The sequence below is a fragment of the Butyricicoccus porcorum genome, assembly GCF_051246315.1.
GTDB lineage: Bacteria > Bacillota > Clostridia > Oscillospirales > Butyricicoccaceae > Butyricicoccus_A > Butyricicoccus_A porcorum.
The window spans coordinates 694328-721319 of record NZ_CP178353.1; the positions used below are offsets into that span (position 1 = coordinate 694328).

Annotated in this window: 23 protein-coding genes and 3 pseudogenes; 6 read left to right on the forward strand and 20 right to left on the reverse strand. The window is 50.3% G+C overall.

What is annotated here, in order from left to right; all coding sequences use genetic code 11:
* Positions 1-83: 83 nt before the first annotated feature.
* The 18 genes and pseudogenes from ACLM7Z_RS03370 to ACLM7Z_RS03455 form a co-directional block, all read right to left on the reverse strand.
* Positions 84-557, reverse strand: a pseudogene (locus ACLM7Z_RS03370) (type IV secretory system conjugative DNA transfer family protein); the annotation flags it as partial.
* 44 nt (positions 558-601) lie between these two features.
* Positions 602-1510 carry an IS3 family transposase gene (locus tag ACLM7Z_RS03375; RefSeq protein WP_435644794.1) on the reverse strand — a complete coding sequence of 303 codons (909 nt, stop codon included), beginning with the start codon at positions 1508-1510 and terminating at the stop codon, positions 602-604.
* The gene (locus ACLM7Z_RS03380) at positions 1507-1845 is read right to left on the reverse strand and encodes a transposase (RefSeq protein WP_087021933.1); all 339 of its coding nucleotides are present in this window, start codon (positions 1843-1845) and stop codon (positions 1507-1509) included. The genes ACLM7Z_RS03375 and ACLM7Z_RS03380 overlap by 4 nt, the downstream gene beginning before the upstream one ends.
* Positions 1846-1921: 76 nt before the next feature.
* Positions 1922-2278: pseudogene (locus ACLM7Z_RS03385) on the reverse strand (type IV secretory system conjugative DNA transfer family protein); the annotation flags it as partial.
* A 41-nt stretch (positions 2279-2319) separates the two neighbouring features.
* Positions 2320-2478, reverse strand: coding sequence for a transposon-encoded TnpW family protein (locus ACLM7Z_RS03390; RefSeq protein ID WP_002596227.1), 159 nt, complete (start codon positions 2476-2478; stop codon positions 2320-2322).
* A gap of 143 nt (positions 2479-2621) precedes the next feature.
* The gene (locus ACLM7Z_RS03395) at positions 2622-4493 is read right to left on the reverse strand and encodes an AAA family ATPase (RefSeq protein WP_194611886.1); all 1872 of its coding nucleotides are present in this window, start codon (positions 4491-4493) and stop codon (positions 2622-2624) included.
* A complete protein-coding gene (gene mobQ, locus ACLM7Z_RS03400) occupies positions 4490-5986 on the reverse strand; it encodes a MobQ family relaxase (RefSeq protein ID WP_118481864.1) in 1497 nt (498 codons plus the stop codon). The genes ACLM7Z_RS03395 and mobQ overlap by 4 nt, the downstream gene beginning before the upstream one ends.
* Positions 5952-6311: a DUF3847 domain-containing protein gene (locus ACLM7Z_RS03405; protein ID WP_118481865.1), complete on the reverse strand. Its 360-nt coding sequence runs from the start codon at positions 6309-6311 to the stop codon at positions 5952-5954. Before ACLM7Z_RS03405 ends, mobQ begins: the two co-directional genes overlap by 35 nt.
* Before the next feature lie 315 nt (positions 6312-6626).
* Positions 6627-7661: a 23S rRNA (adenine(2503)-C(8))-methyltransferase Cfr(E) gene (cfr(E), locus tag ACLM7Z_RS03410; protein WP_105119688.1), complete on the reverse strand. Its 1035-nt coding sequence runs from the start codon at positions 7659-7661 to the stop codon at positions 6627-6629.
* Positions 7658-8014: a hypothetical protein gene (locus tag ACLM7Z_RS03415; protein ID WP_435645788.1), complete on the reverse strand. Its 357-nt coding sequence runs from the start codon at positions 8012-8014 to the stop codon at positions 7658-7660. The genes cfr(E) and ACLM7Z_RS03415 overlap by 4 nt, the downstream gene beginning before the upstream one ends.
* A gap of 437 nt (positions 8015-8451) precedes the next feature.
* Positions 8452-9912 (reverse strand): Lsa family ABC-F type ribosomal protection protein, encoded by a 1461-nt coding sequence (locus ACLM7Z_RS03420; protein ID WP_435645589.1) that lies wholly within the window; start codon positions 9910-9912, stop codon positions 8452-8454.
* Positions 9913-10498: 586 nt separating this feature from the next.
* Positions 10499-10843: a TnpV protein gene (locus ACLM7Z_RS03425; RefSeq protein WP_118481866.1), complete on the reverse strand. Its 345-nt coding sequence runs from the start codon at positions 10841-10843 to the stop codon at positions 10499-10501.
* The gene (locus ACLM7Z_RS03430; RefSeq protein WP_340043075.1) at positions 10840-12726 is read right to left on the reverse strand and encodes a recombinase family protein; all 1887 of its coding nucleotides are present in this window, start codon (positions 12724-12726) and stop codon (positions 10840-10842) included. Before ACLM7Z_RS03430 ends, ACLM7Z_RS03425 begins: the two co-directional genes overlap by 4 nt.
* Positions 12727-12786: 60 nt before the next feature.
* Positions 12787-13767: pseudogene (locus tag ACLM7Z_RS03435) on the reverse strand (type IV secretory system conjugative DNA transfer family protein); the annotation flags it as partial.
* A complete protein-coding gene (locus tag ACLM7Z_RS03440) occupies positions 13764-14240 on the reverse strand; it encodes a PcfB family protein (RefSeq protein ID WP_058351589.1) in 477 nt (158 codons plus the stop codon). The gene ACLM7Z_RS03440 and the pseudogene ACLM7Z_RS03435, both read right to left, overlap by 4 nt.
* Positions 14241-14311: 71 nt before the next feature.
* On the reverse strand, positions 14312-14536 hold the full coding sequence (locus ACLM7Z_RS03445) for a DUF5348 domain-containing protein (RefSeq protein WP_002584988.1): 225 nt from the start codon (positions 14534-14536) through the stop codon (positions 14312-14314).
* 14 nt (positions 14537-14550) lie between these two features.
* Positions 14551-15471: a DUF6017 domain-containing protein gene (locus ACLM7Z_RS03450; protein WP_173719132.1), complete on the reverse strand. Its 921-nt coding sequence runs from the start codon at positions 15469-15471 to the stop codon at positions 14551-14553.
* Between the two features lie 210 nt (positions 15472-15681).
* A complete protein-coding gene (locus ACLM7Z_RS03455) occupies positions 15682-16044 on the reverse strand; it encodes a hypothetical protein (RefSeq protein ID WP_002584990.1) in 363 nt (120 codons plus the stop codon).
* Positions 16045-16259: 215 nt separating this feature from the next.
* Here ACLM7Z_RS03455 and ACLM7Z_RS03460 point away from each other — a divergent pair, with 215 nt between their 5' ends.
* The gene (locus ACLM7Z_RS03460) at positions 16260-17171 is read left to right on the forward strand and encodes an AEC family transporter (RefSeq protein WP_435645590.1); all 912 of its coding nucleotides are present in this window, start codon (positions 16260-16262) and stop codon (positions 17169-17171) included.
* A 51-nt stretch (positions 17172-17222) separates the two neighbouring features.
* Here ACLM7Z_RS03460 and ACLM7Z_RS03465 read toward each other — a convergent pair whose 3' ends face one another.
* Positions 17223-18017 carry a DUF975 family protein gene (locus tag ACLM7Z_RS03465; protein ID WP_435645591.1) on the reverse strand — a complete coding sequence of 265 codons (795 nt, stop codon included), beginning with the start codon at positions 18015-18017 and terminating at the stop codon, positions 17223-17225.
* Between the two features lie 144 nt (positions 18018-18161).
* On the reverse strand, positions 18162-18938 hold the full coding sequence (locus tag ACLM7Z_RS03470; protein WP_435645592.1) for an RICIN domain-containing protein: 777 nt from the start codon (positions 18936-18938) through the stop codon (positions 18162-18164).
* A 380-nt stretch (positions 18939-19318) separates the two neighbouring features.
* Between ACLM7Z_RS03470 and ACLM7Z_RS03475 the strand changes: the two genes are divergently transcribed.
* From ACLM7Z_RS03475 to ACLM7Z_RS03495, 5 genes are all read left to right on the forward strand, one after another.
* Positions 19319-19963, forward strand: coding sequence for an AAA family ATPase (locus ACLM7Z_RS03475; protein WP_087016791.1), 645 nt, complete (start codon positions 19319-19321; stop codon positions 19961-19963).
* A 301-nt stretch (positions 19964-20264) separates the two neighbouring features.
* On the forward strand, positions 20265-21119 hold the full coding sequence (locus ACLM7Z_RS03480; protein ID WP_273349044.1) for a putative manganese transporter: 855 nt from the start codon (positions 20265-20267) through the stop codon (positions 21117-21119).
* Between the two features lie 205 nt (positions 21120-21324).
* Positions 21325-22917 carry an ABC-F family ATP-binding cassette domain-containing protein gene (locus ACLM7Z_RS03485; RefSeq protein ID WP_087016795.1) on the forward strand — a complete coding sequence of 531 codons (1593 nt, stop codon included), beginning with the start codon at positions 21325-21327 and terminating at the stop codon, positions 22915-22917.
* 168 nt (positions 22918-23085) lie between these two features.
* Entirely contained in the window at positions 23086-24237 is a 1152-nt protein-coding gene (locus ACLM7Z_RS03490) for an MFS transporter (protein WP_087016797.1), read from the forward strand.
* Between the two features lie 97 nt (positions 24238-24334).
* Positions 24335-26944, forward strand: a complete 2610-nt coding sequence (locus tag ACLM7Z_RS03495; RefSeq protein WP_435645593.1) for a calcium-translocating P-type ATPase, PMCA-type — start codon at positions 24335-24337, stop codon at positions 26942-26944.
* The last annotated feature ends 48 nt before the right edge of the window (positions 26945-26992 follow it).

Sequence of the window (26992 nt, forward strand, 5' to 3'; positions counted from 1 at the left end):
CGCTGCGGCTTCCTGCCACGCTCCAAGTAGGGGCGCGTACCATATAGCCCGTGTTTACAGTTCGGATAGATTACCACCTCCCTTTACGGTGCTGCGTCCTCCTGTACGTCGATTTCGTAGTAGTCAAATACTTCGTCCGGCTTTACGATAGCGGGGCGGCGTTTGATATGCTTTTCCATGTCAAAGGCGTTTTTCGGGTCTGCGTCGGACAGGTACTTGTATTTCGGGTGCTTCGTGATGTCGTACTTATCAGAGAAGAACGGGCGCACACCTCTAAGCTGCAAGATACATTTCCCGCCGTCCATGACCGCGATTTCGTCCTGCGTCATAAGCTCTTTGCCTAACTTCTGATAGTTCAGCCCATGCGAAAGCTCCCGCCCTCTGGTTTCGGAAGTGTTGAAGCTGTCAATCGTTTCTTTGCCTAAGATTTCCGATATTTCTTTGAGCGTCGTTTTTTCCTTGCCGCCCAAGAAAAGGGTCGTGTCGCAGTTGCCGACTATGGTATCGGCGTTGTCCTTGTAGATTGCCTTTAGCTGCGACTGTGATTGCAAAATAATATGAAGTTGTCAAGATCAGTTGACACATTTTGCTCAAGGATTTGCTAAGCAGCTTTCTTTAGGGAATGATAGTATCTCTGGCGTTTTACCATCGGAGGCAGCCCGCCATTTCTGGAACAGATACGGCGGTTATTCCAATACCCGATAAAGAATCTCCAAATCAGCGTCTTGAGTTCATCAATGGTCATCTTTTCGGTGTTGTAACGTCCATAAAGTAGTTCAACCTTCATTCTGGCCCACATGCTTTCGCAGCGTGCATTATCATGGCATCTTCCACCAGCACTGTTCATACTCTGAAGGATTCCATATCGGCCGATGGCTGCCCGATACTCCTGACTGGTATATTGTGCTCCTCTGTCACTGTGAATGATAACGCCACGCAGATCGTGGCAGGCATCATGGGCATTCTTCAGCGTCTGAACACACAGGGATGCTCTCATGTTGGTATCCATTGCAAGCCCCAGAACACAGGAATCGTAGCAGTCAAAGACAGCGGATACATATAGCTTTCCATCTTTTCCTTTGACTTCAGTAATATCCGTAACGCACTTCGTTAGTGGTTTGTCTGCGTCAAAATTGCGTCTTAGCAGATCATCGGATTTACGAGTTTCCTTATCTGCTCTGGTAATGCCATTGGGCTTGCGCCTTGGTGTGTGGCTGATACCCAGTTCCTCCATGATCCGGTATACCGTCCGTTCACTTGGAATTTGCACGCCCTGTGGCTGTTTCAGACGTAAAGCCTGATACATGCGGATTCGACCGTAAGTATCGTTGCATTCGTCTTCTGCAAGGATCTCCAGCATGGCATCAGCCAAATCCTGATACTTCCATGGGCGAGTCTGGGCCTTCAGATATTTGTAGAACCCCTGCCTGCTGACATGGAGCAACTTACAGTAGAATGCAATTTTCCCCGTGTTCTGGCCATCGTTGGTTTTCAAGGCAATGAATTTCATTCTTTCGTTCTTGCAGACCTCCGACGGCTCGCGGCGAAAAAAGCGCTGGCTTCCTCCAGAAATTCATTTTCTTCTCTGAGCCGTTTGATTTCCTTGTTCTGCTCTTTAACCTGTTTGCGAAGCAGCTGAATTTCTTCACTCAGAGTCATGGCTCTTTGCGGTGTCTGTGTGCCGGCTCCCAGGCTCAAGTTGCCCAGACGGTACTGACGCATCCATGTATGCAGGGTGTTCGCTGGAATACCAAGTTCTTTGGCTGCCTTCGTTGTACCAATTTCCAACGCCAGTTTAACTGCTTGTACTTTATATTCCATATCATAGGTTCTGTTTTGTGGCATCGTTGTTGTCTCCTTTTTCTCTTGATTATATTTTTAATCCTTGAGAATCAGTTGTCAACTAAAATTATACAACATCAATAGAAGCCGATATTTCGCGGCTTCGTATGGTCGCTATGAGCTTTTCAAACTTCGGGATTTGACCGATATTCGCAAATTCATCTAACAGGCAGCGCACATGAACAGGCAGCCGCCCGCCGTAAACATCGTCGGCTTTGTCGCATAACAAGTTGAAAAGCTGCGTGTAGAGAATGGAAACAACAAAATTGAAAGTGTCGTCGGTGTCGGAGATGATAACGAACAATGCCGTTTTTCTATCTCCCAAAGTGTCAAGCTCCATTTCGTCGGTTTCCATGAGTTCGCGCAGTTCCCGTATGTCAAAGGGGGCTAACCTTGCGCCGCAGGAAATAAGGATTGACTTTGCCGTTTTGCCAGAGACGAAAAGTCAAGGACTTTTTCATCAAATTCAAAAAGAAGTCACATTTTGCGGACTTCTTCACGGAGCATACGCTTGATTTTGTCCTCCATCGTCTCCTTGGCGGTCTCGCTGAAATGGACACGGACGATATAGGTGGTCTTGCCGATCTGCTTTCTGACAGTCGGGCAAGTGGCGGTGTTGGTTGCGGTATTGTTCATTCAAAATCCTCCTGTAAATGAAAAAGTGCCCGGTGACTATTCATCATCGGGCGGTGTCGGTATGAGGGAACAAGGCAAGGCGGCAACATTAAGGTATCTATAAAAACCTTGCCGTCTTTGCCACGCTTGCCGTGTTCCTGTTGTCAGTCTCGGAGATAGCAGACCCATGCTGTGCCGTCTTTCTCGGTCACAAGTCTGTCCCCGATACGGCTCTTTGCCGTTCTCATGGTGCGTGAGGAAATCCCACGCTCATTGACTGCCTTTTCCAGCTCTGCGCTCGGCATACGCTTTCCGTCCGCAAGCAGTTCCAGAATGAGCATTTGCGCCTGTGCGGTCTTGCTCTCGGTCTTAGCGGTGTCCGTCCCGGCAAGAAGCTCGTCAGCGGTAATGTCATAAGCCCCTATCCATTCAAAACCTTTCTCGTCTCCCAGAGAAAAGGCAAGAGACTGACCGGGCGGCGCAAGGGAGCTTTTCTCATGGATAAGCACCCTCGTTGTGGGACTGTCCTTCAGCTTGCCAATAAACAGCAGACTGCGGACTGCCGCCGTAATGTCGATAGACCCCAATCCCCGGTAGGTGCTTTGCGTTCCTGCGGCTTTGTTCAGGTGTCCAATCAGCACGATAGCGCACCCGGTAGCCTGTGCAATGTCTCCCAGACTGCGGAATATCGGGCGCACCTCGTTTGCCCTGTTCATGTCCACATCTGTGCCCAAAAACGCCTGTACCGGGTCAATAATAACCAGCCTTGCGCTGTTTTCCCGGATTGCCCTTGCTATGCGCTCATCGGCAAGGGTCAGCGGTGTGTCCCTATCGTCAATGACAAGCACTCGTTCAAGGTCTGCGTCAGCTTCCATCAGCCGGGGCTTAACGGTATCGCCCAAACCGTCCTCGGCGGTCTGATAGATGATGTTGAAAGGCTCAAGGGTCTCCATACCAGGTAAAGGCTTTCGGTTGGTGCAAGCCGCCGCAAGACGCATGGCAAAGTAGGTCTTGCCCTCGCCGGGGTTGCCCTGTATAATCGTCAGCTTTCCAAAGGGAATATAGGGAAACCATAGCCAATCCACGCTCGTCAGCTCCACATCTGCCATGCGGAGCATGGGAACAGGCTGGGCGGTGGGCAGCTCTCGCAGCGTGATTGTCTCGGCTATGAATTTGCGGCTGGGAATGTCCCCTTGCTGACGGAGAACATCGTTCCAGTCTTTCCTTGCCGGGACAAGGCGAATGACGGCGATCTCGCCGGGAATGGACTGTGCCAGTCGGGTACAGGCTTCGCTTCCTGCGGTGTCGCTGTCAAGGCAGAGGAACACTTTTCGGGTGTCCTTGCGTTCAGAAAGGAAACGGTCAAGGGCTTTGCCCGAAACACCGCCCAGGGCAAGATAGCTCCTTGTCTGCCAGTCCTGCGGATAAAGGCAGATAAACGATAACAGGTCAATCGGTGCTTCAAAGACAAAGAGCTGGTTGCCGTTTCCCTCATAGCGGAACGGATAGGACTTGTCAGACCCGGCAATATCCTGTCTGAATGGGTCTGCCGTTCCTCGCACATGGGCGTATCTCGGTGTGCCGTTTCGGTCTCTGCCGACAAAGACAACATTGTGCCGCTTTGCGTCCTCGTAAATATCCCCGGAAAGAAGAAAAGCCTCAACAAGCGTTTTGTTGAGACCTCGGCTTTCGCAAAGATATTGAATTGCTCTGTCGGCTGTTCTGTTGTGCAAGGGCAAGTGGAACGCTGTGTGCGGTGCTGTGCTGGCTTCGCTCTGTCCCTCGCCGCTTTCGCCGGTCAGGAGCTGGACGGCTTCGGGAAAGGATTTTCCGTAAAACTCCATGACAAAATCAATGGGATAGCCGCCCTTGCTCTGGCTGTGGCGAAACCATTTGTTTCCACGAATGGTCAGGCTGTCATGTTCTTTCCAGCGGTATTCTCGTCCGCTTTTGATAAGCGTCTCTCCCTGTGTACGGAGAAAATCTTCCAGACTGACGGCGTTTGCCCGGTCAATCTGTGCTTGGGTATAATTCATCGGGATAGTTCCTCCTTTTTGTGTCGTGTTTGGGGTCGATTTTGGAGCATTTGTTCCTCTGTGCGCTCGTTAAATCGGGCGGCAGTATCTATACATGACTTGACCTTCCAAAGACGGTGTAAATCGTCTCTGACGGTCTTAAACTCGCCATAGGTGGTGTTGTGCGCCTGTTCCAGCTCGTCATACTCTTCGGTCAGCTTTTTCATATCCACCTTGCCGTCCGGGAACTCTCCGGTCAGCTTGCGTCTGGCGGCGTAGAACTGTTTCAGTTCCGCTTCATGCTCTGCCTTGTACTTGGCTCTGGGCTTCTCAAACTTGATTTTCTGCAAGCCGTCATAGACAGGCTTCAAGCTCTGGAAAGCAGCAGAGCTGTCATAGAGCTGCTTGATTGCTTTCATTCGGGCGGTCTGTTCGTCCAGCGTTTTCTTCAAGCTCTCTGTGGCAGCACTGTGTTCGCTGACACGGCTTTCCAAATCTTCAAGAGTGTAAATGCCGTTTGCCCGGAGATAATTGAAAGTCTCGTTCATCTCCTTTAGATTGCTGACCTTGCCTTTCTGCGAATATGCCCCGGCTCTGCGCTGGGTGTAATAGGCGTTCAGCAGAGAAACAAGGTCGGGTGCCTGCGGCTTGGCAAGCTCCGCTTTTGCTTCGGCAATCCAATCAAACAGGAGAGCGATTTTCTTCTTGATGTCCCGGATAACGGCATTGGTTGCTCTGATCCAGCGGTTGAACTCGCCTTTCTCGGTGCGTATGCCTTTCTTCTCCATTGCCCGGACGGTTGCGCCCTCATGGACGGTGGGAAGAAGCTCCACGCCCTGACGCTCATAGCTTCGGTGGTCGATACGAACATCAAGCCCTTTCTCCGCAAACTTGGCGTTGCATAGTTCCGCCCATGTCTGCCGCCAATGTTCCAGCGTTTCGGGACTGCCCCAGTCGGTAGTGGGAACGGCGTTGAACACAAACTTTCCGTCTGCGTCTCGGATACGGTTGCCGTCCTCGTCCAGCTCATACACCCGGCGTTGCTTTAGTCCCCATTTGCCGTTCTGCTCGATGGGGCGGATGGGGCAAAGCACATGAAAATGCGGGTTTGGTATGCCGCCGTCCTCCCGGTCTGGCTGGTGTACGGCGAAGTCAACCACCATGCCACGGCTCACAAAGTTCTCCAACAAAAATTGCCTTGCAAGAGCGATGTTTTCCTCAAGGGAAAATTCATTCTGCAAGGCAATGTCAAAGCTGTATGCAAGCTGGGCGTTCTTTCCACGCTCGGCTTTTTCCACGGCGTTCCATAGGGTCTGGCGGTCTGCGTATTCTGGCGGTGCATGGGACGGCAAGAGAATGTCAGAGCAGATCACGCCGCCCTTGCGGGTGTAGTCGCTGTATTCGCCGTAATACTCGCTATACAATCGCTCCCCGGCACGGTAGGCGGCAGAAGCAATAGCGGACTGTCCTGCGCTTCGCTTAGTCTGCGTGACGCTCAGATGAAATAGTGCCATCGGCTTTCAACTCCTTTTCTCTGTTCGCTTGGTTGGTGTGAGTAATCGCCATGTGACGGACGGCTCGCTGGACTTCGGACAGAGAAAAGATGTACTCCATCAGCTCTGTCATTTCGGTGCGTGTGAGATCTTTGACCTCCGGGGCAAGGCTCTCAATCGTGCCGCCCAGATTGCAAAGACGATGGGTGCGTTTCTGCCTTTCGCCTTTCTCCAGATATTTCTTTCTGTTCTCAAGACGGTTGAGCTTGTGCTGTTCCTGTGCAAGCTGCGTCTCGGCTCGTTCCTTTTCGGCTTGGAGCTGGTCGAGGGTTTTCGGTTTTGTCATTGTAATTGACCTCCTTTTTTGATTTTGGGGATAAAAAAAGACCGTCAACTTTTCGCATAGTGCGACCAGTCAACGGTCAGTTTTTCGGTATTCAGTTGTTGTGTTCAGTTCGGTAAATTGAAGTTGGTCAAAGTTGTTGGCGAAGATATTCCACAACATTTCTGCCGTTTCATATCCCCGGCATAAACCTCGTTGAAAATAAAACCTTTGATGTAACAATAAGGCACCCAGCATTAAATTTATGCCGGGTGCCTTTCCTTTCAAACGCCAATGCTGCTTGGAAATCTCTGTGTACATAAAAACGTCTTGAAGCGCTCAATCCCTTTCATCAGCATACAACTGCCCGCACCCGGCGCCGATATCAGAACCGAACTGCATTCTGATAGCCACGCTGATACGGTTGGAATGTAAAATATCACTGAAGTTTTTAATGGCTTCGTGATTTGAAGCGGTAAATTTTCGCGCCGTCTTATCTGTTGCGTTATATGGGATAAGATCAACATGATATAGATAGGACAACGCTCCCCGGCTCAAAATAAGGTGCGCTAACGCTTTCGCATGCTCTGCCGAATCATTTATTCCGCCCAGCATAATATAAGCCAGGAACAAGCGCCTTTTGGTATTTGCAACGTGCGCATCCAACGCATCCATTACTTTATGGAGCGGATAAGTTTGATTGATCGGCATCAATTCCGAACGTTGCTTTTCAAAAGGCGAGTGCAGCGAAAAAGCTAAATTCACCTGCGGAAAATCACGGGTCAGCCGTTTTATCCCGGGAATCATTCCAATCGTCGATATGGTAATGCGTCGCTGGCTTAATCCGAACAAAGACGGGTTTGTCAGGATTTTTAATGCGTCAAATAAATTGGGATTCGCAAACGGCTCGCCCATTCCCATAAAAGAAACACTATTGATTTGATGCCCTGCAAGATAAAAATACAGAATTTGATCTGTTATTTCATCAGCGGTCATATTGCGTTTGTGTCCGATAGCACCTGTTGCGCAGAATTTGCAGCCAAACCCACAGCCGCATTGAGATGAGACGCAAAAAGATTCCCATCCTTTTTTGTAATGCAGGTTCACCGTTTCGACGCAGTTTCCATCCTTTAATTGAAAAAGCACCTTATCTGCCTGGCCCGATGCCCGATGTGTAACTGGAACAAGGCCGCAGACAGAGGTCCCAAAAGTTTCCGCCAAATTTGATCTTAGTCTTTCCGGCAGCATATACATGGAATGAAAGTCAGGAATATGCTGTGCAAAAATCATCTTTATCAATTGCTCATAGCGATAATCCGGAAAATTCATTCCCGATATACATCGCTTCATAACCTCATATTTTGAATAAATCATGTAGGCTTTTCTCCTCTTGAATAATGAAAGTCAGGAATATGCTGTGCAAAAATCATCTTTATCAATTGCTCATAGCGATAATCCGGAAAATTCATTCCCGATATACATCGCTTCATAACCTCATATTTTGAATAAATCATTGGAATTTTGGAACAGTCAATAAGACAATCATTCCCTAAAACACCTTTTTCTTCGCTATCTTTTGTGGTTATGATTTTATTTTCTTTATCAATTTCTGTTATTATCGCATTGACACCTAAAGTAAGTGGTTCGTTTGTTTGCTGTCCAGAACACGCAACTAAAGTAAAGGTACAAACGAATATACATAATGCCATCATCATTCTTTTTATCATAAATTCCTCCAAATTTATTGATATCAAACTTGCTGGCGGCGAACAGCATTTTATGCTGTTTGCAGACGGCAAGTCCACAAGGGATAGCCGCATAAGCGGCGCAAGGGAGTGTAGCTCCCTTGACGGAACGAAGTGACGAAACATTCTCGGTCGGGCAGTTTTCTTCTGCTGACTGGGAATGAAGCTCCGCAGGACGCACATACTCCCGATAGGAGAGTATAGAAGTGCGCCCTTTAGTTCCTAAAGGGTTTTTATCAGTGCGACAAACTGGAATTTGAGTCTCTGTAAAGCTGGAATTAACCCATACAATTATTTTAATTTAGAGGTTCTTACGCAATTATCCGTATTTTGTAATTTTTCAATACTGGAATGCCAGTGTAAATCAGCATTCTCCATTTTTATTAAAGCGAAAAACGTAAAATTGCGGAAGAACCAATTTAGATATTCACAATTTTACTTGCCACAGTATCTCGAAAAACACTGTCATGTTCTACCAGGAGCATGGTCGGGGCAAACTCCGTTATGAGTTGTTCAATCTGCATACGTGAGTACACATCAATAAAGTTGAGCGGTTCATCCCATACATACAAGTGTGCCTTTTCACAAAGGCTTTTCGCAATTAGGACTTTCTTCTTTTGCCCGCCAGAAAAGTCTTTAATATCCTTTTCAAACTGTACACGCTCAAAGTCCATTTTCCTAAGAAGTGCCTTGAACAGACTTTCATCAAGGTTGTTTTCTTCTGCAAACTCGGAAAGGGTTCCACATAAATACGATGTATCCTGTGGCACATAAGAAATTACAAGCCCAGAGCCAAGTGTTACTGTACCCGTATAATCTATGGACTGCCCGACTACCAACTTTAACAGGCTACTTTTGCCACTGCCGTTCTTCCCGTCAAGCACAATGCGTTCTCCCTGTCTTATTTCAAACGAAACGGGTTCACAAACTGAAATGCCATCATAATAAACTACTACATTCGATAATGATGCAAGCAAATCTGTATGGTAATTAAGCGGTTGTATCTTGAGTGCTTCTGCGGTTTCCACATTTTTCAGCAATGCTGATTTTTGTTCGATTGTCTGTTGTTGTCTCGCTTCTATAGATTTTGAACGCTTCATCATTTTGGCGGCTTTATGACCGACATAACCTTTATCTGCTGCCCCAATTTTGGAAGCTTCTACACGTTCAGACCATACTGCAGAGCGTTTTGCCGACTGCTGTAATCGTCTGATGTCCTTTTGCAAACGTTCGTTCTGAGCCAGTTCAAATTCTTGCTGTCGCTCAAAATTTGACATCCATGATGAAAAGTTTCCTCTTTGCACTTCGATATTCGCTCGGTTAATCGATAGAATATGGTCAACACAATCGTCAAGAAAGCGACGATCGTGAGAAACTAAGATGAATCCCTTTTTCTTTTTCAGATATGCCGCCACACTTTTTCTCGCTTTGGCATCCAAATGGTTGGTAGGTTCATCAATCAGTAGGAAATGCCCTTCATTAAGAAAAAGAGCGGCAAGCAAAACCTTTGTCTGCTCTCCGTTGGAAAGTGTTTCAAAAGGTCGCCAAAGCACATCGACATCAACATCAAGATAAGAAAGTTCTCGCATAAGTTCCCATTCTTCCGCAAGTGGGCAAACCTCCTGCAATATATCCTCTGTAATACGATTCTTATCTGAAACGGGATAAGGAAAATAATCAAACTGTACGGATGATAGGATTTTTCCGCTATACTCATATTTCCCAAGCAGAAGATTCAGAAAGGTTGTTTTACCTCGTCCGTTTCTGCCCACAAAACCAAGCTTCCAATCGGTATCAATCTGGAAACTGACATTTTCAAAAACATTATCATAACTTGTCGGATATGAAAACGTAAGGTTTTCAATTTTAATCATTGACATAAATATTATCCTCCTTTGCGTGTCATACGATACAAAATCGGTTCGGTGAATGTTTACTCCGTATAGATTTCACCAAAAGGAACCGACACTATACGGAGTGAATCATGTGTAACTATCTGTTCTGCACTATTCATAAAGCACCTCCAAAACAAAATAAGAGCCGCAAGAAAGTTTATCCTTGCAGCTCGTCATAGCATAAAATAACACCACTAAGCAAAAGTGGCAACAGCACTATATTGAGTAAGATAGACATATAACTTTCTTGCAATAGACACAATAATGCCAAAGTATAGCACTACCGCATATTTTGATTTTATTTGCAAGAAAAGTTAATCATCTTCCCACCTCTTTCTAAATTTTAAAATATTATACCATAAATCGCAGGCAAATACAAGTGGTTATAAAAATTTAACAAATCGCTTATAATACAATCATATAACTTTACGCATTCCTTACTGACCGTAAAATTCCGATTTGTTGCTTAATTTTCGTATTCAAATTATACCATAAAACTTGTGAACAATTCTACCGCAACTTTGGACTATATGAGAAAAGTCCGAACAGTTTTCTGCCCGGACTTCCTCGCTCAATTATAAATCAACTCTGCTTTCACAACTTCCTCTGCCTGCGCCTTGCAAGCGTTCATCTGCCGCACCCATTCCATTTGGTTTTCAGCTTTCAGTTGCTCGGTCACGCCGTTTTGCTCTGCCAGTGACCGCACGATCAGCTCCATGCGGTTTCGTGCCGCTTCGTCAATCTCGGCGCAATGCTCAAAGAGCTTGTCGGATAGTACCAGCTCATTGAACAGTATCGGACGGTGCATTTCCAGATACGCCTTGCGAAGTCTGCCGTAGTGTCCGAGGGGCTTGGTCTTGCGGATAACGATGTTCGGGATAAGATAATCGCCGTTCTGTGTATAAGTGATATTCATGCTGTTTGTACTCCTTTCATCGGCTCTCTCTGCGGTAAACTGCTGACAGGGACGAACACTCCCTTTGCAATGTCCTCCGCACGAATGGCGGCTTTCTTGGCTTCGATTTCTGCCTTTTTTCTCCCCTTGATTTTGTCCTCGTATCGCTTCTGCGCTCCGCTGGCTTTCCGCTTCAAGTAGTTCTGATGAAGCCTGTCCTTGCGTTCCTCACGCTTGCGGATTTCCTCTAATTCTTCCGGGGTCAGCTCCACTTCTCCAAACGCCGGGGGAACGAATCGCCCAACAAAATTGAAGTAAATCTCGACCTCCTGTGTGGTCTGTATACTGCCTTTACGGTCACGCTCATGCACAAGGATTTTCTCGATAAACTCGTTGAGCATGGCAATGGTCAACTTGTCGAAGTTCTCATACTTGTCAATCAGAGCGATAAAACGATCAGCGTCCTTTTCGTGCTTCTCATAGCTCTTGACAGCCTTTTCCAGAGCAGAGATTTCGGCGGTAAGCTCGGACTGTTCCTTTTCGTATTGAGCGTCCAGAGTGGCGTATCTGCTGTCGGACAGCTTGCCTAAAATGTTGTCCTCATAGATTTTGCAGAGCAGGACTTCCAGCTCGGAAACTCTCTGCTTTGCTGTGGCAAGGCGTGTGCGCTGTTTTCTGACCTCTGCCGTCTGCTGGCTGGACTGCGCTTCCTGCACCACACGGACAAACTCAGCTCGGTCATGCTTGGCATACTCGGCAATAGCTTTGAGCATTTCGGAAACAAGGGACAGTACCACATCTTCATTGATACGGTGCTGTGTCGTGCAGAGCTTTCCAACTGGGACTTTGCTGTATTGGGAACAGGTATATTGAGAAATACGCTTGCCGTTGTTGGTACGGTGGACATACATCTTGCCGCCGCAATCGGCACAATAAAGCAAGCCTGTGAGGGGAGCTGCTTCGCCCCAGCCGTCCGGGTAGCGTCTGACATTCCCACGGATTTTCTGCACAAGGTCAAAGGTCTGCTGGTCAATGATAGCTTCATGGGTATTCTCGAAAATCGTCCATTCGTCCTCCGGGACATAATGGCTTTTCTTGTCCTTGAAGTGCTTTCGAGTCTTGAAGTTGATGGTGTGTCCCAGATACTCACGCTTTTCAAGAATGTTGCAGATGGTGGAAGAACCCCAGCCGTACACATCTTTGAAAGTCTTGTTTTTGTTCACGCCCTCGCCGTGTTGGGCAAGGTAAGCAGACGGAATAAGCACCTTTTCCGATTTCAGTTTGCTGGCGATCTGATACGGACCGTAGCCGTCAATCGTCATGGCAAAGATGCGCTTGACCACATCAGCGGCTTCGGGGTCAACCAACCATTGGTCCCTGGCTTCGTTCCAGAGATAGCCGTAAATGACCGTGCCTGTGAGGTGCTTGCCGGACTTGCCTTTGGATTGAAAAGTGGAACGGATTTTACGGCTGGTGTCTCTGGCGTAATACTCGTTCATGATGTTGCGGAAAGGGGTAAAATCATCGTCCCCTCTGGCACTGTCCACGCCGTCATTGATGGCGATAAGGCGAACGCCACGCTGACGCAGGATTTCCATAATCTGACCGACTTTCAGATAGTCACGACCCATGCGGCTCATGTCCTTGATACACAGGTACTCCACATTCCCGGCTTCAACCTCTTTCATCATTGCCAAAAATCCGGGACGGTCAAAGCAAGTGCCGCTAATGCCATCGTCCGTGAAATGGACAATGTTTGTAAAGCCCTGTCGTGCGGCGAACTCCTCCAACATAGCTTTTTGATTGGAAATGGAATTGCTCTCACGCTGCTGGTCATCATCTTTGCCAAAGTCATCACGGCTCAATCGTTCGTACAGAGCTGTGATTTTCTCGTTTTTTCTCATAACTTGCGCTCCTTTCTTCGGTTTTAGGTTGTGTGTTCTAAGAGACTTCCCAACCGCTTGATTAAGAAGTCTTTTAGAGCATACAACACCTGCCGCAAGTTTGTACTTCTTGTACTGCTTGACCGCAAAATGTTCCGGGTCTTTTTCTTCCAGACGTTCAAACATGAGGTCTACCGGGTTCTTAAAGTCCTCGTCGTCCTCGCGGGCTTCCGACGCATTTATCATTTCAAGCAGCGTCGTAAAGTTCTTTTCCTCGTCGGGGGCTTCGTACCAGATATAGCCGATAAGCGCGGTATAGTAGAGCTTTTCAGCTTTTACCCAAAAATCCTCGCCGGATTTCTCCCCGTCGCCTTTGGTGTTGGCGATAATGGTATTGACTAACTTCAAAATATCCTTTTCGCTCCGCAGATAGGCAAAGGGATTGTATTTCATGGATTTTTTGAAGTTAATCGTATTCAGCACTTTGATTTTGTACCCGCCCCGCTGTAAGAGCTTCCCGCACTCGATTAAGACGGTGCCTTTCGGGTCGGTAACAACATAAGAACTGTGCATTTGCATAAGGTTGGGCTTTACGAAAAAGCGGGTCTTGCCGCTGCCGGAACCGCCGATAACAAGAATGTTTTTGTTTCTTGCATACTTCGGCTGCTTCGGGCGGCTGCTCATCATCAGCCTTTCGGTCTGCGTCAGCAGCACATTATTTTCAAATACAGGGTCGATATACGGCTTTATATCCTCCGCGCCGCCCCAACGTGCAGAACCGTATTCCATGCCTTTTCGGTACTTCTTCGCGTTCTTGCCTTTCATGTAAACGGCAAGCCGGATAATGACCGCCCCCGCAATGCCGATAAGCAGATCGGCGGGGTGCAGGCTCGGCGCGATACTGGAAAAGGCGGCGGCAAAGCCCGTCCCAAGCTGCAAGAGCTTTTCGCTTGCGTCTGCGCCGGGGGTAAGGCGTATTGCTGCGCCTATCTTGTCAAACAGATAGACAAAGAGCAGATAGGGCAGGTTGAGGATAAGCAGCTTTTTGACTTCCTGCTTCATAGCGATACCTCCCTGTCCTTGTTCTTTACCTTGTCCCGCTGCGCGTTCAAGCCCGCCGCCTTTTCTTTCAGAGAGGAAAGCAGCTTGCGGATAGAGGGCTTTTTCTCCTGTGTCAGCTTCTTTGCGGAAAACTCCTTAAAGGCTGCGGTCAGCACGTCAGCGTCGCGGCCTTTGAAAAACACAAGGTAGCGGGGCGGGTTTTCCGTCGTGTCCTTTTTCAGCGCAAAGTCGATACCGTACTTTTTCGCCGTACTCTCAAAGGCTTTGATATTGCCCTCGGTAATCTCAATGTTGGAAACGCCCGCGTTCTGCTTCATAAGCTGCTTTAAGGTCTGCTTGCCCTGCGGCGTTTTGTCTTTCTGCTTCTTCATCTGTGCAAGCAGCGTTTTCATAGCCTTTTGAAGTGTCTGCGCGGTCAGCTTCCCGGTCTTGATGTAAAGGGCTATGGTCTTTTCGTTGATTTCATCTTGCATTTACCGTCCTCCTTTCGCGGTAGTCTGATAGTGTTAGGGTGGTACGCCGCTGCGGTAGCCGCCCATAGGCTTTAGATACGGACGCGCAAGCCGTTCAAATCCTCGGCGCGGATACCCACAAGGTACCATTCCTGCGCCGCGCTCATTTCAATGCGGGTCGGCTTCCATTTGCCGCCTGTGAATACGTCGAAACACTCTCCGCAATGCAAGCCGCCGTAATAGTCGGCAATGTCAAAGCGAATGTCGTAGCGGTCGGTCTGTTCGTCAAAAATCAAAGCTCCTGTTTTCTGTGCCATGTGGTAATCCTCCTTTAGATTTTGCCTGTCGCCATGTCGTGAGCGACAAGAGCGGTATAGTAGCTGTCAATGGTATTCGGCGCATTGAACAGCACCGCTTTAAGGTACTGTTTGATGTTGCGGATTTTGGTGGTATTCTCTTTCATGCAGTCAAAGACAAATTCAATGTGGCTGCTGTTGAGCTTCATAAACTTTGCCTTGACAAGCTCTGCCGGGTAATCGTCCCCGGCGATACGGATTGTCTTTCTCTTGCTGCATACCGTTTCAAGGATAATCGAAACAATTTCGTCCAGACGGTCTTTGTCTACCTGCCCGTAGCGTACAAAATGGTCGTACTCGATATTGTCCTTGATGATTTCCTCATAAACGCTGTATGCGTCTGTCGCTTCCTTTCGTTTCCGTTCCGGCGGCTCTGCCGCTTCCCCGTCGTAAGGCAAGGGATTTAGGGAATGGATAGGAATGGAATCGGTACTTGATAAATCTATATTTGATTTTTCTTTTTTGGGTAAGTTAGTCTTTTGTATATCTTTATTTAATTGCGTTGGATTTTCCAACGTAGGTTTTTCCTGCGTAGGTTTTTCCAACGTTGGATTATCCAATGTTGGATTTTCCAATGTAGGTAAATCCGATACAGGCGGGGTCTGCGGCTGCTCAAAAATCACATAATCTGCGCCGCGCAAGCGTCCTTTCTCGTCGCGTTCCCTTGAACGCACGATATACCCGGCGCGTTCCAGTTCCTTAACGGCTTCCCGGATAGCGTCGATTTTCTCCCGGTTGATAAAGGACAGCCCCGCAAGGGTGTAGTCCCAATCCTCTGGCAAGGACAGCATTTGCGATAACAGCCCTTTTGCCTTTAGGGATAGCTCCTTATTGCGTAAGTGGTGGTTGCTCATAACCGTATAGCCCTTGTTGCGCTCCACTCTGAAAACTGCCATAGCTTCATCACTCCTTTGCTGCATACCTGTTACGCAATAGAAACGCGATTTTGAGGGTTTAGGTATCAATCCCTTATCCGCTGAAAACCGCGTCCGCAAAGCCGCGTAAATCAAGGGCTTTTCCATGCCTACTGCGTAACAAAGGGCATGAAAAAAGCGGCGTTCCTGTTCTTCCTTGTGGGAAGTGAGAAACGCCGCCTGTGCGGTGCGTTATTCTGCTTCTTCGGCTATGAGGTCTTGTATGACTTCGCCAAAGTCTGCCGTAAAGGAAAAAATGAAGTATTCCAAAACGGCGGGGTCTGCGTCCATAGGCTCGGCTTCCTCGGAAAAGGGCAAGCCCATAAGCCCATAGAGCATTTTTATGATTTTGAACAGCTTCCCCCGGTCGGCGGGGGTGTTCATGGTAACAAGTACGTCGGTCAAGCGGTTTACGGTTTCCATGTCGCCGCCTGTCGTTACCCATACCATTTCTGCGAATGGCTGCGTGATTGCTCCGGTTACAAGGTTTACCTTATCCTTGCTGATTTCGCCGGACGGGAGTATAATACCCTTGTCTAAAAGTACGTTTTTCATGTCGTCCTCCTATAATTTGTGGTGCCAAAATGGTGCCCGGTCTTACAAAATCATCTTATACGGAGATATGGCAAGATAAATGACGATATGCAGAAAACCTTGATTTTAAGCCATTTTCGCGAGGTTTTATAAACACTTGCGCGGGCTTATAAGAAGATTTCCGTCTATCAAATCAATAAAAAATATACTTTTTCTCCTAGGGAGGGACGCTCCCCATGTCAACCGTGTTGTTTAAGGTTCTGGCGTTCGTGCTGATGATTGCGCTCGGCTATTTTGCAAAGGCCAGTCATCTGTTGCAGCAGGAAGACAGCCAGATTCTGATGAAAATTATCATCAATATCACCATGCCGATGGCACTGATCTCCGGCTTCCGCACATTTTCCTTTGACACATCGCTGTTATTTGCACTTCTCATCGGCTTCGGCTTTAATCTGCTTCTGCTCGCTGCGGGCTGGCTGCTGTCCGCCCGCCGTGACGGCGACACGCGTGCCCTGTATGTGCTCAATGTCCCGTCATACAATATCGGCAATTTTGCGCTGCCGTTTGTACAGGGCTTTCTGCCCGCTTCCGCGACGCTGTGCCTGTGCATGTTCGATGCGGGCAACAATCCGATGGGCGCAGGCATTACCTATTCCGCCGCAGCTTCCCTGACCGGCGGTGACGGTCATTTATCCCTGCGCGATATCCTGCGCAAGCTGTTCCATTCGCCGCCATTTCTGGCATACTTCATCATGCTTGTGCTCTATCTGCCCGGCATCCGCCTGCCAGATGCATTTTTCGACATGTGCGCGCTGTTCGGACAGGGCAATACCTTCCTGGCCATGTTCACACTCGGCCTGATTTTTGAATGGCATCTGCCGCGTGAGGATATCCGCGAGGTGTCCCGCATTCTCAGCATCCGCTATGTGCTCTGCCTGCTGGCGGCAGCGGCAGTATACCTGCTGACGCCGTTCGACCTCATTACACGCCAAACCCTGTGTCTGTGCCTGGTCGCACCGGTCACGACACTTTCGGTCGCCTATGGTCTCGCCTGCGGATGCCGGCACTCGATGATTGCCGCACTCAGCTCGATGAGTATGGCCGTGAGCTTTGTACTCTCCCTTGGACTGTTGATTCTCTGGGCATAATAAAACGGGCAGTCTGAACGATTTTGTTCAGACTGCCCTTTCCTTTTATTTTCATTCGGTCAGCTGTGAAAGATCCGGCGGATTCGGCTGTGCTGTTCTGCCGCACAGCGCATCGAAATAGTGCACAAAGGCAATTTCAGTGTACGCATCCACATAGATCATGCCGATGCCGCAGGTAACGGCGCCGAACAGCAGCCACAGAATAAAACTGAGGTCAAACACCATCAGCTCCCAGTTGTGGTTTTTGAAAATCGGTGCGCACGAACGGATGGCCTGCATCACGCTCGCATCCGGCGTATCAATCATGCAGATATACGCGCCGTCATAGCGGCGTACCTTGACCGTGATGAGCATCGAGAGCGGGATAAGCAGTACAACTCCGATCATGACCAACGGTGCGGAACCGATCAATGCAAACAGAGCAATCAGAACAATGGCAACACTCAGCAGTACGACCCAGCCGAGTGAATACAGCAGAATGCCCAGTGCCAGTTTGATAGAAGTCAGATATTTTTTACCGCTCATGAAGCAGGACACCACCAGCATCGGCGATGCCTCCTGCCCGCGCGCCTGCGCGACGAAATAATGCTTTGCGCCGAACTCGAGCGGTACCGCAATCAATACCGTTGCAAGCAGATAAATCAGCATGCAGTTGAAATACAGCCCCATATTTGCCGAATTGATGTCCCCGTTTATCGCCTGTGTTCCGACTTCATAAATCATCGAAATGAGCACAACAGGAACCACTTCGAGCACGACGGTCAGCATGGTGGGCCAGAACCGCGCACGGATATCCTCCCGCGCCTGTGCTTTATACTGTTTTCGTGCAGATGCATTGTAAATCATCTTACAGCACTCCTTTCCCTGATGATAGTATTGTACCATAGCGCATGGTGCAATACAATGACAGTGCGGTTACAAGCTTTCTGACAAAAAAATTCCCCGGCACGCCCCGCAGGGTGCATCGGGGAATCTGTCAGATACCCAAGCTTACTTGGTCTCTTCTGCCGCCTTTGCAGCAACCTCAGCCTCGCGCTGTGCCTTGGTCTTGCGGGTGCGCTTCGGCTTTTCCGCGCCGTCCGCAGCGGCAGCTGTCTTCTTGGCAGCGGTCTTTCTGGTGGTCGTCTTCTTTGCAGCAGACGTTGCCTTCTTGCGGGTGGTCGTGGTCTTCTTCGTGGTGGAAGTGGTTCTCTTGCGGGTGGTCTTCTTTGCCGGAGCAGCTTCCTCTGCCTTCGGCGCCTCCTCAGCAGCCGGAGCAGCCTCTTCCGCCTTCGGCGCTTCCTCAGAGGCCGGAGCTGCCGGTTCCTCTGCCTTCGGTGCTTCGACAGCCGTCAGAATCCAGCTCTGGTTCTCGCCGTTGACGTCAACCCAGATTTGCAGGCGTGCGCCGGCGATCTCTGCATTCATGCCGACAACATCAATGCACTTGGCGGACAGTGCGGACTTGATTGCAACCGCGCCGTCTTCCTTCTCCTCGAAGAACCACATCTGGCTGTCGCCGTCAACGAACTCCCACTGATGCAGGTTTGCGCCGTTGACAACACCCATGCTGATGATGTCGAGCGCCTTGCCGGAATTCTTGTTGATGATCTTGTAATACTTGCCGTCGATATGGCGGATCGACCACAGCTGCTGGTCTGCGCCGGTAGCATCTGCCAGGCAAACAAGCGCGCCGTTGTCGGCGGAGGCGTTCTCAACCTCGATCACCTTTCCTCCGACTTTTGCCGCGATGGTATACCATGCGGCTTCATCAAATGTCTGCTTCATCATGACACTCCTTGTCTCGCAGCAGAAAATATGTAAATTTCTGCAACTATAATATACGCTTTATGACGGGTTTCATTATACCACAACGCCCTGTTTTGTTCAATATTTCCGGCATAAAAAAACGGGGAACCGGTGTGTTTTTCCGCCCATTTCGTGAAACGTGATACTTTTTATCCATGCATTTGTTCAATAATTTGGTGGTTTTTTCTGTCGAACGAATGCACGCGAATACATCCAAAACCGTTCCCGCACGTTCTGTGCGGTTTTCCGTTCTTTTCACAGCCAAAAAAATGTGTTATAATACGATATTATAATGTTACAGAGAAAACTTCCGCCGGCTGGTTTGTTCCGGCGGAAATGGAGAAAGGGCTGATACTCCCATGACAACTTCTACCATTTACACGATTGAACGTGAATTCGGCTCCGGCGGACACATCGTCGGAGAAAAGCTCGCACAGCTGTTGAACATTCCATTTTATGACTCCCAGATCGTCGACATGGCGGCGAAAAACGCAGGCGTCAGCCGGAAGATTTTTGAAGGCTTCGACGAGAAGCCGACCAACAGCTTCCTGTATTCCCTCGTCATGGGCAGCTATACCGCTGCCGGTTCGCTGACCCATTCATCCGACCTCAACATGAGCGATAAGCTGTTTATGGAAGAGGCAAAAATTATCCGCGAAGCAGCGGATAAAGGCCCGTGCGTTGTGGTCGGACGCTGCGGCAGCTATGTCCTGCGCGAGCGCAAGGATGTCGTCCGTGTGTTCTGCACGGCAGATATCGATTTCCGCATTCATCACGCGGTCAATGACCTCGGCATGGAGGAACGCCGCATTGAGGATGCCATCCTCAAGCGCGACAAAAAGCGTGCCAGCTATTTCAACTACTATACGGGCAAGCGCTGGAGCGATGCATCCAGCTATGATCTGTGTGTTTCCACCAGCTCGATCGGCATTGACGGTGCAGTGGAAACCGTGCTTGCGTTTGGCGAGCTGATGGAGCGCCAGCGCCAGGCAGCCAACCAGTAATTTTTTCACAGCAGGCAGCCGCCGGACAGGTTCCGGCGGCTCTCTTTTTGTGTCTTGCACAAACTGTGGGGACGGTCTGTCCGCCGCGCCTCTCACCCTCTTTTCCGCCCCTGTTCTGCCATAGATTACCACCCATTGCAGCAAAGATGAAAGAACCGCCGGAAAACTTGCGATTTCTTATGTATCCTGCATCTGTTTTTTTATTTTTGGTTATGGTATACTGATTTTTACTGTCAACTAACAATCAATCCGTGCGGCTGCTGCCGCACGTCGGATCCATACAGGAAAGGAGTGACCTGTTGTGCTGGAAGTATGGCTCGATTGTATTCTGGATATGGTCAAAACCATACCGATTTTATTTGTCGTCTATCTCGCCATTGGCTGGATGGAAACGCGCATGGACACCGTGACACGTATCGTCACGAGTACGGAGCCCGCCGGACCGATTATCGGTGCGCTGGTCGGCGCAATCCCGCAGTGCGGTTTTTCCGTCGGCTGCTCGGCGCTGTACTGCCGCGGCTTCCTGCCCCCCGCGACACTGATTGCCGTTTACCTGTCCACCTCGGATGAGGCAATCCCGGTGCTGCTCGCAGGCGGCGGGAACTGGAAAACCGTGCTGGAGCTCATCAGCGTCAAGCTGATTGTCGCTATCCTCGCAGGCTATCTGTTTTATTTTACACTGTTCCGCAAAAAATGGAATCCGGACGAGCTGCCGGATGATGAGGTCGATATGGATGAGGTCAATATGGGCTGCTCCTGCTGCAACGGACAGACCATCTTTGGTGCAGCTGTCTCGCGCACCGTGAGCACGACGGTATTCCTGCTTGCCACCATGCTGATTTTGAACACGATTATCTATCTCATCGGTGAGGATACCGTGTCCTCCCTGCTGCTCGGCGGTACCATTCTTCAGCCCGCGCTGTGCGCGTTGATCGGTCTGTTCCCCGGCTGTGCCGTGTCCGTCCTGCTGACGCAGCTGTTCCTGTCGGGTACGATCAGCTTTGGCGCTGCCATTGCAGGCCTGTCCGCAGGCGCAGGCTTTGGCTTTGTCCTGCTGGTGCGCGAATCGCCGCGCCGCCGCGATGCCCTGAAAATCATCGGCTGCACCTATCTCGCTGCCGTTGCCGCAGGCATTGTCATCGATTTGATTTTCTAGAGCCTATCTGAAAAGTCGAAAATTTTGACTATTTCTACAAATACGGACTGTTTCTTTGTTAAAAACACTTGAAATCCGAACGGATTCCAGCGTGCTTTTGCCCTGAACCAGTCTCGCCTTTGCGAAATATTCGTCATTTTCTTGGTTTTCAGATAGCGCCTAATCCGCACTTATCCACCCCGCGCATTTATTTTCTGGAGGATTCATGCTTACTGTCAACCATCTGAGTATCAATTTCGACGGCGAAAACCTGTTTTCCGACGTCAATCTGAAATTCACCGAAGGCAACTGCTATGGTGTCATCGGTGCAAACGGCGCAGGCAAATCGACGTTCCTGCGCATGCTGTCCGGTGACCTTGAGCCGTCCACCGGTACCGTTGAAATGAACCCGAACCTGCGCATGTCTGTTCTGCGTCAGGATCACTTTGCCTTTGATGAATTCACTGTTCTGGACACGATCATTCAGGGCAATCCGCGCCTGTATGAGATCATGCAGGAAAAGGACGCACTGTATGCCAAAGACCCGTTTACGGAAGAAGACGGCAATCGTGCCGCTGAGCTGGAAGCAGAATTTGCCGAGCTGGACGGCTGGAATTCCGATACCGAAGCAGGCCGCCTGCTTCAGGGTCTCGGCCTGAAGGCGGATGACATCCTGTACAGCGGCATGCGTTACCGCACCGACGCGGAAAAGGTCAAGATCCTGCTGGCACAGGCGCTGTTCGGCCATCCAGATATCCTGCTGCTCGATGAGCCGACCAACCATCTGGACATTCATTCCATCAGCTGGCTGGAGGATTTCCTTGCAGATTATGAAGGCACGGTCATCGTTGTATCGCATGACCGTCATTTCCTCAACAATGTCTGCACGCATATTGTCGACATCGATTACGGCAAGGTCAAGCTGTATGTCGGCAACTATGAATTCTGGTATGAGTCTTCTCAGCTCGTCCAGCGCACGCTGAACGACCAGAAGAAAAAGGCGGACGAAAAGATCAGGGAATTACAGGAATTTATCCGCCGGTTCTCTGCGAACAAATCCAAGTCCAAGCAGGCAACCAGCCGCAAAAAGCTGATTGACAAGCTGACGGTTGACGAGCTGCCTGCTTCCTCCCGCCGCTATCCGTTCGTCGGTTTCACAATGGATCGTGAGCCGGGCAAGGATATTCTTGAGGTCAAGGGCATTTCCAAGACCATCGACGGCGAGAAAATTCTGAATAACGTGTCATTCCGCGTCGCACGCGGCGACAAAATCGCTTTCGTTGGCAAGACCGAACAGGCAGCTACCACGCTGTTCCAGATTCTCATGGGCGAACTGGAGCCGGATGAAGGCTCGTTCAAGTGGGGCGTATCCACCAGCCAGTCGTATTTCCCGAAGGACAATTCCGCTTTCTTCAACGACCATACGGAGAGCATGCTCGACTGGCTCGCACCATATTCCCAGACCGATACGCTGGAAACCACACTGCGTTCGTTCCTCGGCAAGATGCTGTTCTCCGGCAATGATGTATACAAGCCGGTCAACGTCCTGTCCGGCGGCGAAAAGGTGCGCTGCATGCTCGCGCGCATGATGCTGTTCGGCTCAAATGTCCTCGTTGTCGACCAGCCGACCAACCACCTCGATCTGGAATCCATTACCGCAGTCAACAACGGTCTGATTGACTTTAAGGGCAATGTCCTGTTTGCATCGCACGACCATGAATTTACCCAGACCATTGCCAACCGCATCATTGAAATCAATGAAACCGGCGTCTGGGACAAGCAGTGCACTTACGACGAATATCTGGAAATCCGAGGATAACCCGGTTCGCGCAATCCAATCGCGCGCTCAAATGACTAAGGCACCCGAAAGATCTACTGATTTTTCGGGTGTTTCTTCTTTTAAAGCAGTAGATTTTCTCCTCTGTTTTTGATATTCTTATATTCTATAAAAAACACATGAAAATTTCGGATTGACTGGAGCGGCAACATGTATTTATTCTTATTGGCTGTTATCTATCTCGCTTTTATAAGCCTTGGACTTCCTGATTCTCTGCTGGGCGCAGCCTGGCCTACGATACGAACTGCCTTTGAAGTGCCATTATCGTACATGGGCTTGATATCCATGATTATTTCAGGAGGCACCATTCTATCCAGTCTGATGTCGGAACGGCTTACAAAAAAAATCGAAACCAAAGCGGTCACTGTAATCAGTGTTTTTCTTACCGCGATTGCCTTATTTGGTTTTTCTACATCAACAGCATTTTATCAGATGTGTTTGTGGGCAATCCCCTATGGATTAGGTGCGGGCGCCATTGACGCTGCATTGAACAACTATGTTGCGCTGCATTATAATTCCAGACATATGAATTGGCTTCATTGTTTCTGGGGCGTAGGAACGATCATCAGTCCATATATTATGAGTTATGCACTGACGCACAGTGTATGGACCAATGGATATCGAATCGTTTCGTATCTCCAGTTCGGTATTGCCGCCGTGCTGTTGATGACGCTGCCGTTATGGAAAATCAATAAGCCATCGACCTCCGGAGAAAACAATGGCAAACTGCTTGGGATAACAGGTGCATTGCAGATCAAAGGCGTGCCTTATCTTCTGATCGGATTTATGTCATACTGTGCAGCGGAAGCGACAACCATGCTTTGGGCAAGCAGTTATCTCGAAGGCGTAAGAGGCGCTGCCAAAGACGAAGCCGCAGCATTCGGCGCTCTGTTCTTTATCGGTATTACGGCAGGAAGATTCCTGTCCGGCTTTCTTTCGGATAAGCTGGGGGATCATACCATGATCCGTCTCGGAGTCGGGATCGCACTATTCGGTGTGCTGCTGATTGCAATTCCAGTCAATATCATATCTGTAGCAGGCTTTGTAATCATCGGGCTTGGCTGTGCGCCTGTCTATCCGTGCATTATCCATTCCACTCCAAACAACTTCGGAGCGGAAAATTCTCAAGGTATTATCGGTATTCAGATGGCAAGCGCCTATGTCGGCTCAACATGTATGCCTCCGCTTTTTGGCCTGATTGCAACTCATATCAGCCTGAAACTCATGCCCGTATATCTTGCTTTTTTTATGATTCTGCTTTTTATAATGATTTCAAAAACGGAAAAGGAATGCAGAACCTGACTGTCCGGACATTTTTTCCACACCTGCATTCTTTTCCTATTTCGGCGTCTTTCCCGACTGTTGTCCGCATATGGTAGGGACAAAGGGAGGGATGTCTATGACCGGAAGCGGCGGGCTGAGTGCAGGCGAGGTTCGCCTGTCGCGGCAGCAGCACGGCGCAAACAGTCTGGAAAAACAGGCGGGCAGCAGCCTGCTGTCGCGTTTTCTGGAAGGGTTTGCCGATCCGATTATTCGTATTCTGCTGATCGCACTTGCCATCAATGTGATTTTTATGCTGCGCGGCGCGCCGTGGTTTGAAACAGCAGGCATTGCCATTGCGGTCTTTCTGGCGACCTTTGTCTCCGCGCTGTCGGAATACGGCAGTGATGCGGCCTTTCGGCGCATGCAGGCGGAAGCCGCCGCTGTCACCTGTCGTGTACGCCGCGACGGCGGACAGCTGTACACCATACCGGCCGATGATATCGTGTGCGGTGATCTGGTGTTATTGCAGGCAGGTGAGCGCATCCCGGCAGATGGTTTTCTGCGCGAAGGCAGTCTCGAGGTCGACCAGTCGGCACTGACCGGCGAGAGCCATGAAATCCGCAAGCGTCCGCAGGCGGAAAATTCCGCAGCCGATCAGACCGGATTGTTGTTTCGCGGCAGTGTCGTCGTGTCCGGTGAGGGCATGATGGAGGTCACCGCTGTCGGCAGCAAGACGATGTATGGCAGCATGGCGCGGCAGATGCAGGAAGACACGCGTGAAAGCCCACTGCATGTGCGGCTGGAGGCACTTGCGAGCACCATCAGCAGACTCGGCATGGGTGCCGCCATTCTCGTCGCGGCATCCGACCTCTCGCTGTCTCTGTTCGTGCAGGGCGGACTGATGCAGGGCCCGGCGGCAATTTTCCAGCACATTTTGCATGCGGTCACGCTGGCGGTCACTGTGCTGGTTGTCGCCGTGCCGGAAGGTCTGCCGATGATGATTACCGTCGTGCTGTCGTCCAATATGGTTCGTATGCTGCGCGACCATGTGCTCGTGCGCCGTCTGACCGGTATTGAAACCGCAGGCAGTATGAACATCCTGTTCACGGACAAAACCGGCACACTGACCTGTGGCCGCATGACAGCTGACATGGTGTTTGCAGGGGATGGGACACGATTTGACGGCATTCCCGCTGTGCGCGCAGGTGCACCCGCGTTGTACAGCCGAATTTTTGCCGATTGCCGCTGCAACACCGGCGCGGCGCTTTCCGCAGGTACGGTCTCCGGCGGCAACACAACTGACCGCGCCCTGCTGCGCGCAGTGCTGTCAATGGCAGCTGTCGAGCCGCCGGAACAGGTCGGAGATAAAGTCCCGTTTGATTCCCGCCGCAAATATGCGGCTGTCCGCCTGCCTGCGCGGGCGCTGACACTGGTGCGCGGTGCGCCGGAGATTTTGCTGCCCCGCTGCGCGCAGTACCTCTCCCCGGATGGCAGGGTACACAGCCTGTCGCGCGACATTCCACTGCGCATCCTGCGCGAACAGGCCGCAGAAGGTGGGCGTGTCATTGCCATGGCGGCAACAGACCGCACAGTGACCGCCGACCACATTCCGTCCGGTCTGACGCTGACCGCACTCATTGTCCTGCGCGACCCGGTGCGGCCGGAAACGCCGGAAGCCGTCTGCCAGCTGCACACAGCAGGCATCCGCACCGTCATGCTGACCGGTGACCATCCGGATACGGCGAAGGCCGTTGCCCGGCGGTGTGGGCTGCTGGCGTCTGACACCGACCTTGTCATCGACAGCGCACAGCTTGCCGCATGGAGTGATGCCGAACTGACGCAGCGTCTGCCGCAGCTCGCCGTGATCGCGCGGGCCATGCCGGCAGATAAAGTCCGGCTCGTACAGGCAGCCCAACGCGCCGGCATGGTCGCCGGTATGACCGGCGACGGCGTCAATGACGCGCCCGCGCTCAAGCTGGCGGATGTCGGCTTTGCGATGGGCAGCGGCACGGCAGTCGCCCGCGAAGCGGGTGATATCGTCATTACCGACGACAATCTCGCATCGATTGCGCGCGCCGTGCTGTATGGACGCACCATTTTCAAAAGCATCCGCAAGTTCCTTGTATTCCAGCTGACCATGAATGTGTGTGCCGTTGGTGTATCCATCATCGGGCCGCTCATCGGTATTGACACACCGGTGACTGTCATGCAGATGTTGTGGATCAATCTCATCATGGATACCCTCGCGGGACTGGCATTTTCCGGTGAACCGCCGCTCGTGGAGTACATGCGTGAGCCGCCCAAGCGGCGCGACGAGCCGGTGCTCAACCACTATATGAACGGACAAATCGTCACGACCGGTGCTTACACGATTGCGCTGTGCACGCTGTTCCTGTGGTCACAGCCGGTGCGGCAGTTTTTCCGCTATGGTTATGATCCACTGCGTTTCCTGACCGCATTTTTTGCGCTGTTTATTTTCTGCGGCATTTTCCATGCGTTTAACGCGCGCACACATCGGCTCAACCTGTTTGCACACATCGGCAAAAATCCGCTGTTTGTGCTCATCATGGGCGCGGTTACGGTCGTGCAGCTCGCACTGATTTATTTTGGCGGCGCTCTGTTCCGCACGACACCGCTTTCGCTGTATGAATTGGGTGCGGCGGCACTGCTCGCGCTGACTGTCATTCCGGTGGATTTTTCGCGCAAGCTGCTGCTGCGTGTGCGTGGTGCAGAGCGGAATTTCTAGCGCTGCTCCGCCAAAGCGTGCTTGTATGTTCACACAGCCTGTGTACCG

What these genes read in the sequence shown, in the direction of transcription:
- ACLM7Z_RS03375 (WP_435644794.1), bottom strand. Translation starts at nt 1,510, where the DNA reads ATGAAATTCATTGCCTTGAAAACCAACGATGGCCAGAACACGGGGAAA.
- ACLM7Z_RS03380 (WP_087021933.1), bottom strand. Translation starts at nt 1,845, where the DNA reads ATGCCACAAAACAGAACCTATGATATGGAATATAAAGTACAAGCAGTT.
- ACLM7Z_RS03390 (WP_002596227.1), bottom strand. Translation starts at nt 2,478, where the DNA reads ATGAACAATACCGCAACCAACACCGCCACTTGCCCGACTGTCAGAAAG.
- ACLM7Z_RS03395 (WP_194611886.1), bottom strand. Translation starts at nt 4,493, where the DNA reads ATGAATTATACCCAAGCACAGATTGACCGGGCAAACGCCGTCAGTCTG.
- mobQ (WP_118481864.1), bottom strand. Translation starts at nt 5,986, where the DNA reads ATGGCACTATTTCATCTGAGCGTCACGCAGACTAAGCGAAGCGCAGGA.
- ACLM7Z_RS03405 (WP_118481865.1), bottom strand. Translation starts at nt 6,311, where the DNA reads ATGACAAAACCGAAAACCCTCGACCAGCTCCAAGCCGAAAAGGAACGA.
- ACLM7Z_RS03415 (WP_435645788.1), bottom strand. Translation starts at nt 8,014, where the DNA reads ATGATAAAAAGAATGATGATGGCATTATGTATATTCGTTTGTACCTTT.
- ACLM7Z_RS03420 (WP_435645589.1), bottom strand. Translation starts at nt 9,912, where the DNA reads ATGTCAATGATTAAAATTGAAAACCTTACGTTTTCATATCCGACAAGT.
- ACLM7Z_RS03425 (WP_118481866.1), bottom strand. Translation starts at nt 10,843, where the DNA reads ATGAATATCACTTATACACAGAACGGCGATTATCTTATCCCGAACATC.
- ACLM7Z_RS03430 (WP_340043075.1), bottom strand. Translation starts at nt 12,726, where the DNA reads ATGAGAAAAAACGAGAAAATCACAGCTCTGTACGAACGATTGAGCCGT.
- ACLM7Z_RS03440 (WP_058351589.1), bottom strand. Translation starts at nt 14,240, where the DNA reads ATGCAAGATGAAATCAACGAAAAGACCATAGCCCTTTACATCAAGACC.
- ACLM7Z_RS03445 (WP_002584988.1), bottom strand. Translation starts at nt 14,536, where the DNA reads ATGGCACAGAAAACAGGAGCTTTGATTTTTGACGAACAGACCGACCGC.
- ACLM7Z_RS03450 (WP_173719132.1), bottom strand. Translation starts at nt 15,471, where the DNA reads ATGGCAGTTTTCAGAGTGGAGCGCAACAAGGGCTATACGGTTATGAGC.
- ACLM7Z_RS03455 (WP_002584990.1), bottom strand. Translation starts at nt 16,044, where the DNA reads ATGAAAAACGTACTTTTAGACAAGGGTATTATACTCCCGTCCGGCGAA.
- ACLM7Z_RS03460 (WP_435645590.1), top strand. Translation starts at nt 16,260, where the DNA reads ATGTCAACCGTGTTGTTTAAGGTTCTGGCGTTCGTGCTGATGATTGCG.
- ACLM7Z_RS03465 (WP_435645591.1), bottom strand. Translation starts at nt 18,017, where the DNA reads ATGATTTACAATGCATCTGCACGAAAACAGTATAAAGCACAGGCGCGG.
- ACLM7Z_RS03470 (WP_435645592.1), bottom strand. Translation starts at nt 18,938, where the DNA reads ATGAAGCAGACATTTGATGAAGCCGCATGGTATACCATCGCGGCAAAA.
- ACLM7Z_RS03475 (WP_087016791.1), top strand. Translation starts at nt 19,319, where the DNA reads ATGACAACTTCTACCATTTACACGATTGAACGTGAATTCGGCTCCGGC.
- ACLM7Z_RS03485 (WP_087016795.1), top strand. Translation starts at nt 21,325, where the DNA reads ATGCTTACTGTCAACCATCTGAGTATCAATTTCGACGGCGAAAACCTG.
- ACLM7Z_RS03490 (WP_087016797.1), top strand. Translation starts at nt 23,086, where the DNA reads ATGTATTTATTCTTATTGGCTGTTATCTATCTCGCTTTTATAAGCCTT.
- ACLM7Z_RS03495 (WP_435645593.1), top strand. Translation starts at nt 24,335, where the DNA reads ATGACCGGAAGCGGCGGGCTGAGTGCAGGCGAGGTTCGCCTGTCGCGG.